Source organism: Anaerolineales bacterium, from assembly GCA_016928575.1.
In the GTDB taxonomy this organism is placed as follows: Bacteria; Chloroflexota; Anaerolineae; order Anaerolineales; family RBG-16-64-43; genus JAFGKK01.
Map to the genome: position 1 here is coordinate 1 of JAFGKK010000051.1, position 6,699 is coordinate 6,699.

Genomic DNA, 6,699 nt, shown 5'->3' on the forward strand with positions numbered 1-6,699 from the left:
GCCGATCTCATCGAGGAACAGCACGCCGCCGTCGGCGGCTTCGACCATCCCGGGTTTGCGTTTGGCGGCGTCGGTGAAGGCCCCCGCTTCGTGGCCGAAGAGTTCGGATTCGATCACGTCCGCCGGCAGGGCGGCGCAGTTGATCGGGATGTAGGGCTTGGCGGCCCGCGGCCCCATCATGTGGATCGCGCGGGCCAGTACGTCCTTGCCGGTCCCGGTTTGGCCGGTGATCAGCACCGGCGTGGAGGTGGCGGCGGCGCGCCGGGCCTCCTTCAACACCGCCTGCATCGCCGGCGTCTCTCCCATCACCCAGTCCATCGCCTCGGCCCGCGCGCTCTCCTGGTAGTAATCCAGCTCGCGCTGCAGGCGGACAATTTCCGTCGCGCGTTTGACGACGCCCTTCAGCCGCGCCATGTCGACCGGCTTCTCCAGCAGATCGGCCGCGCCGAGCTGCAGGGCTTCGACCGCGGTGGGGATGCTCGCCGTCCCGGTGACCACCACCACCTGCGGGCGCGGTTTGGCCGCCGAGAGCTTGCGCAGCAGGTCCAGCCCGTGCCCGTCCGGGAGGTTGAAATCCAGCAGCAGGATGTCGGGCAGGTGGTCGTTCAGGGTCTTCACGGCGCCGGCCAGGTTTTCGGCCTCGAGGATCTCGTAGCCCTCGGCCGAAAGCAGCCGCCCCATCGATCCGCGGGCTTTGGCTTCGTCGTCGACGATCAGGATGGTGAAGGGCATGCGTAAGACCTCCAGCCTCATCCTTCCCCCTGGCCCCCTTCCTTCACCCGGCATAGGCCGGGACAAGGGAGGGGGTTGGGGGATGGATGAGGAAGTTAATTCGCCACGAAGAGCACGAAGGACACGAAGAAAGCAAAGTGCGCGAATGATTCTTTTTTGACCATTCCTCTTCTCACCCTTTTATTCCCCCTTCTTCCCTCCCCCTCACCCCGCCGGACAACCTCCGGCTCCCCTCTCCCAGCTTATGCTGGGAGAGGGGTCGGGGGTGAGGCCACGGGCAGGAACACCCGGAACACGGTCCCGCTTCCCGGGTAGGTGTCGGCGCGCAGGGCGCCGCGGTGCGCATCCAGAATGTGGCGCGAGAGCGCCAGCCCCAACCCGTGCCCGTCGGAGCGGGTGGTGACGTACGGCTGGAACAGTTTCTCACGCACCTGCGGCGGAAGGCCCTGGCCGGTGTCGGCCACGCGGACCTCGACCGCCGGCGCGCCGCTCTCGAGCGCCGAAAGCTGCAGGCTCACGCCCAGATGGCCGCCTTCGGGCATTGCCTTGGCGGCGTTGTCGATCAGGTTGAGGATCACCTGCTCGATCGACATCGGATCCGCCATCGCCTGGGGCAGATCCTCCGGCGCGGAGAAGAGCGACTTGACCCCGGCGCGCTCGAGCACCGGCTGCATCCGCGCCAGGACGCGCCTCACCAGGGCGGCGATGTCGGTCGGGGCCGGGCGGAAATCCTGCCCGCGGGCGAAATCCAACATCCGCCGCGAGATCTCCGTCAACCGGTCGCACTCGGCCTTGGAATCTCCCACCAGCTTCGAAGCCTCCCCGGGCAGTTGGTAAAGCGTGCGCAGTTCCTCGAGCTGCAGGGAGAGGTTGTTGAGCGGATTGCGGATTTCGTGAGCGAAGGAGGCCGCCATCCAGCCCAGGACCGCCTGGCGCTGAAGGTGGCGCGCCTCCAGGCGCGCGTCGCGGCTGGAGGTGAGGTCGGTGATCGTCACCAGCACCTCGTGGAATTCCGCCGTCTCTCCGGAGCGCAGGGGGATGGCGCGCAGGACCGCGGGAAACCCCTCGCCGTCGCGGCGGTAGAGCGTCAGTTCGCCGCTTTCGTTGATCCGTCCGCTTTGGCAGGCGGCCCGCACCGCCACCACCGCCTCCGGCGCGGTGAGCCAATCCTCCAGGCGCATCGCCGCAAGCGCGGCGCCGGAATAGCCGAGCATCCGCTCGCAGGAGAGGCTGGTTTCCATCACCCGCCCGTCGGCGACCCGCACCAACGCCAGCGCCTGCGGCAGTTCCTCCATTAAAACCTGCATCGCCGTCTCGGCCCGCTTGCCTTTGCGCTGCATCTCGAACACCTGCTGGCGGGATTGCCAGCCGCGCAGCAGCGCGGCGTGCGAGGCGGAAAAGGCGGTCAGCGCGGTTTCGAGCCAGGCCGGGGACTCGGCCTCCTTCCAGCCGAGCAGGAGCGCGCCCTTGACCGGCGAATCCGGCAACGGAAACAGCATTGCGGATTGCCAGCCGCAGGCCGCCGCCCAGGGGAAGAATTCCCCGTCGATCTTGGCGTCGCGCTTCCAGATCAGCGCGGCGTTGCGGTCGGAGGAGGGCAGCGGCGGCAGTTCGTGGGGAACGTCCGCCGGCAGATTGCGCTCGAATCCGCGGACCTGCTCTCCGCTTTCGCGGTGGGCGTAGAACAAACCGGCGCCGGAGGCTTGCGCCGCGTCCAGCGCCCAATCCAGGAGCGGTTCGGCGGAACCGAGGTCGGCGGCCTCCATGACCGCCGCCGGGAGGTTGTCGAAACGCGGCGGCGCCCCGGCCGAAGCCGCCGGCCGCCGCTCCTCCAGGAGGCGCATGGTGAGCAGCGCCTCGCCCTCCGCGGCCACCGCACGCGCGGCGCGGATGTCCCACACCGCGGCCTCGCCGTCCGCGCCGAGCGTCAGCCGCTGGGAGAAGCGCACCGGCCGGCCGACCGGCAAATCCTTCAGGTAGGTCATGATCTCCGGGACGCCGAGCAGTTCGGCCAGCGCCCGGCCGATCACCGATTCGCGCTCGGCGTTCAGCTTGCGCAACACCAGCGGATTGACGTCGGTGACGATTCCGCGCGGATAGGAAAGGGCGAACAGTAATTCATGGTGGATTTCGGCCAGGGTGATCGATTGCGGCGAAAGCGCCGAAGCCGACGGAGCCGGTTTGAGCATCGCCAACAGCGGCGGCGCGGCGGCCTCGGTTTTGCGGACCGATCCGGATTTACGGGCGGCGCGCACTTTGCGCGCGGGATTGCGGGAGGAGCGCGTATCGGTCAAGAGCGGATTCCTTCCTCACCCCATCCCCCGACCCCTTCCCCCTCACCCCCGACCCCTCTCCCAGCATACCCCCGCTTCGCGAGGGCAGGTGCTGGGAGAGGGGAACCGGAGGCTTCCGGCGGGGTGAAGGGGTGGCCGGGGGATGGGGGCGAGGTCACGCCCGCGCGTGCGCGCGCTGGGCGCGGCGCAGCGACATGGGCAGGATGCCTTCCATCGCGCGGTACTTGGCCACCGTGCGGCGGGCGATGTGCACGCCCTGGGCTTCCAGCCGCGAAACGATCTCGGTGTCGGAAAGCGCCTTGGATTCGTCGGAGACGATCTCGCGGACCATGTCGCGGACCGAGAGCGAACGGTCGAAGAAGCGCGCGATCGGCACGATCCGGCCGCTGGGAAGCGCGGCGCGCTTGTTGCTCACCGCGCGCGAGACGGTGGATTCGTGCACGGCCAGGCGCTTGGCGAGCTCGGCCCGGGTCAGCGGCCGCAATTCGCGGTCGGTGCCGAGGATGAAGGCGCGCTGCTGCTCGGCCAGCGCGGCCGCCAGGCGCATCAGCGTGTTCTGGCTTTGACGCAGGCACTTGTCGATCAACAGCGCCTCCTCGACCTTCTCGTTCCACTTTTCGCGCTCCTCCCCGGTGAGAGTACGCACCATCTGGCGGAATTCGGGGTTGACGCGCACGCGCCCGGCCAGCGGCGCGTAGACTTCGACGATCAGCGGACCGCCGGGGTTGCCCGGCTGGGTCCGGAAGGTCATCTCCGCCTCGCGGTAGAGGTCCGGGTCGGATTCGGCGCGCCCCGGTCCGGTGCGGAAAAAGGTGCGGCCGGGATAGGGCGTGAGGTTGACCTTGATGAAATGGGCCGCCTCATCGACCGCGGACCGCGGGAGGCGCAGGTCCTTGGCGATCGCGGCGAATTCGCCGTGGGCCAATTCCTCGAGGTGAGCCGAGACGATCTCGCGCACGCCGGGGGGAACCGTCCCGCTTTCCGAAAGCGCGTCGATCTGGATCAGCAGGGCTTCCACCGTGCTCAGCGCGCCGACCCCCGGCGGGTCGCAGCGCTGGATCGCGCGCAGGACTTTTTCCACGGCGAAGGGCGAAACGTGCAGAAAGCGGGCGCTCTCGAGCGGCGGTTCGGGCATCAGCCCGTTGTCGTCGAGCCGGGCGAGCAAGTACTGGGCGATCGGCCGCTCTTTGTCGCTGAGCTCCGGACCGATCTGGCCCATCAGGTAGTCGGCTAGAGTTTCCGGCTGGGCCACTTCCGGCAAGTTGTCCGTATCCTCGGCCGAGGACCGGCGCGCCGGCGGGGTGGAGAGGAAGACGATCGGCTCCTCCTTGGCCGGGTGGCATACGGGGCAGGGGCCGGGCTGATAAAGCGGGCGGCGGCAGGTGGGGCAGATTTCGGGCTCGACCACCTCCAGCGCCGGATTCGACGCCAGGGAGGAGTTCAGCCACTGGTTCAATTCGGCTCGTGAGAGCTCCAGAAGGCTCATCGTCTGGGTCAGATGGGCCGTGGTGGTCTGGCGGATGCGGGGTTGGGCGCGCTGGATAACAGCCATGGTTGCCTTCCTTTTAGCGCCTCCCGGCCTGCGGTGCCTGATATGCAGGCTGAGTCGGGATCGAGTATAGATGCAGGGCGCCGAGAAATCAAGGTGCAATATTCATGCCACTGGCATGGGAATTGCATGGTTCACCGGTTTTTTGGTAGATGAACCTGGATTATTTCAACAGCCCGCTAATAGGGACTTGGATTGCGTCAATCCAGGCGCCTGGTTTCCAAGTCCGTCCTCCTCGGGCGAAGGAGATTGCTTCGCCGCCTGCGGCGGCTCGCAATGACAACCGGGATGCCTTCCCCGGCCGGGCGGCATTGCTCGGAGGGTACAATGGATTACTTGGGGGCGGGAAACGTTGCCGGCGAACGGGAACAAACTTGGTTTGGGGAGAGCCATGCTGATTAAAGACGAATTCCGGAAGGAACTGAAGGACGAGCTGACGGGCAACATCCTGCCTTTTTGGATCAAGCATGCCGTGGATCCGGTCAACGGCGGTTTTTACGGCGCCGTCACCAACGACCTGCAGGTGCTGAACGGCGTGCCGCGCTCGGCGGTCCTGTGCGCCCGCATCCTCTGGGCCTATTCCGCCGCCTATCGGGTCCTCGGCGGCGAAGAAAACCTGAAAATGGCGCGCCGTGCGTACGATTACCTCACCGGCGTGTTTTGGGATCCCGAATTCGGCGGATTGTATTTCGATGTCGATTTGCAGGGCCGGCCGGTGATCGACCGCAAGCATCATTACGCCCAGGCCTTCGGACTGTATGGGCTTTCGGAATTCCACCGCGCGGCCCGGGAGCCGCACAGCCTGAAGCTGGCCCAATCGTTGTTCGAGCTCCTGGAACAACACGCCTTCGAGCCGGTCCACGGCGGATACCGCGAAGGCGGCAACCGCAGGTGGGAACCGCTTTCCGATTCCAGGTTGAGCGAAGTCGACCTGGCCTGCGCGAAATCGATGAACACCAACCTCCACATCCTCGAGGCCTACACCAACCTGCTCCGGGTGTGGGACGATCCGCGCCTGAAGGCTCAACACCGTGCCCTGCTGGAAACCTTCCTCAACCGGATCCTCGATCCGCAGACGGATCACTTCCGCCTGTTCTTCGACGACGAGTGGAACCCGCTTTCGGAGATCCACTCCTACGGACACGATATCGAGGCCAGCTGGCTGCTTTGGGAGGCGGCCGGGATCCAGGCCGATGCGGACCTGCGGGAGAAAACCCGCGGTCCGGTGATCCGCCTGGCGGAGGCGGTGTTGCGCGAGGCGGTGGAGAAGGACGGAAGCGTGGTCTACGAGGGCGGTCCGCAAGGGGTGGTGAATACGGAGAAGGCCCTGTGGACCCAGGTCGAGGCGATGGTGGGGTTTTATAACGCTAGCCAGATTGCCGGACGGGAGGAGTTCGCCGAAGCCGCACACCGGGTTTGGCGCTATATCCGGGATCGCCATGCGGATAGCGAGCATGGGGAATGGTTTAAACTGCTGTCGCGCGACGGGAAGCCGGTTCCCGGCCGGTACAAGATTGGCCCGTGGGATTGCCCCTACCATTCGGTCCGGGCCTGCCTGGAAATGATGGCGCGGTTGGGGGAATAGGGTAAAAATCTATTGGACAGGATTTTCAAGATTTCTCAAAATTGGCAGGATTTCTCTATTATAAAAAAACCGAAAAGGGGGGGAAATGAATCTGGAGAAGCTTTGTGAAAAATCATCGGTTGTGCATTTAAAGTTCATAATCATTTTGGATTCGGGTTCCTCGAAAAAGTGTATGAAAACGCCCTGGTAATCGAGTTAAGGTCCTTTGATGAGATTTCGATTAAGCAACAATTTCCGATTCCAGTCTTCTATGGGAAGGAAAAAGTTGGGGAATATTTTGCGGATATCCTGGTCGATGATATCCTGATCGTTGAATTGAAATCCGTGGCGGTGATGGGCATAGAATTCGAGGCGCAACTTGTCCACTATCTGGCGGCAACGGGGATTGATCATGGCCTATTGATAAATTTCGGCCCCTCGGTTGTGATTAAGCATAAATATCGTGAATATAGAAAAATCGTATCTGCTCAGCCTCAGTAATACTGAAATGAAATCCTGCTCTTTTCCATCCTCACCCCTATCCCCTGGCCCCTTCCCCC

The 6,699-nt window shown here is 64.7% G+C and carries 5 protein-coding genes; 2 read left to right on the top strand and 3 right to left on the bottom strand.

Annotated features, from left to right (window positions below):
• The 3 genes from JW929_06410 to JW929_06420 form a co-directional block, all read right to left on the bottom strand.
• Positions 1 to 732, bottom strand: a 732-nt coding sequence (locus tag JW929_06410; GenBank protein MBN1439028.1) for a sigma-54-dependent Fis family transcriptional regulator, incomplete at its 3' end; no start/stop codon positions are given.
• A gap of 242 nt (positions 733 to 974) precedes the next feature.
• Positions 975 to 3,026 (bottom strand): PAS domain-containing protein, encoded by a 2,052-nt coding sequence (locus JW929_06415; protein ID MBN1439029.1) that lies wholly within the window; start codon positions 3,024 to 3,026, stop codon positions 975 to 977.
• Positions 3,027 to 3,180: 154 nt separating this feature from the next.
• Positions 3,181 to 4,578, bottom strand: a complete 1,398-nt coding sequence (locus JW929_06420; GenBank protein MBN1439030.1) for a hypothetical protein — start codon at positions 4,576 to 4,578, stop codon at positions 3,181 to 3,183.
• A 388-nt stretch (positions 4,579 to 4,966) separates the two neighbouring features.
• On the opposite strand from JW929_06420, the gene JW929_06425 reads away from it, so the two are divergent.
• Both JW929_06425 and JW929_06430 read left to right on the top strand, forming a co-directional pair.
• A complete protein-coding gene (locus tag JW929_06425) occupies positions 4,967 to 6,160 on the top strand; it encodes an AGE family epimerase/isomerase (GenBank protein MBN1439031.1) in 1,194 nt (397 codons plus the stop codon).
• A 111-nt stretch (positions 6,161 to 6,271) separates the two neighbouring features.
• Positions 6,272 to 6,640 (top strand): GxxExxY protein, encoded by a 369-nt coding sequence (locus tag JW929_06430; GenBank protein ID MBN1439032.1) that lies wholly within the window; start codon positions 6,272 to 6,274, stop codon positions 6,638 to 6,640.
• The last annotated feature ends 59 nt before the right edge of the window (positions 6,641 to 6,699 follow it).

What these genes read in the sequence shown, in the direction of transcription:
- JW929_06425 (MBN1439031.1), top strand. Translation starts at nt 4,967, where the DNA reads ATGCTGATTAAAGACGAATTCCGGAAGGAACTGAAGGACGAGCTGACG.
- JW929_06420 (MBN1439030.1), bottom strand. Translation starts at nt 4,578, where the DNA reads ATGGCTGTTATCCAGCGCGCCCAACCCCGCATCCGCCAGACCACCACG.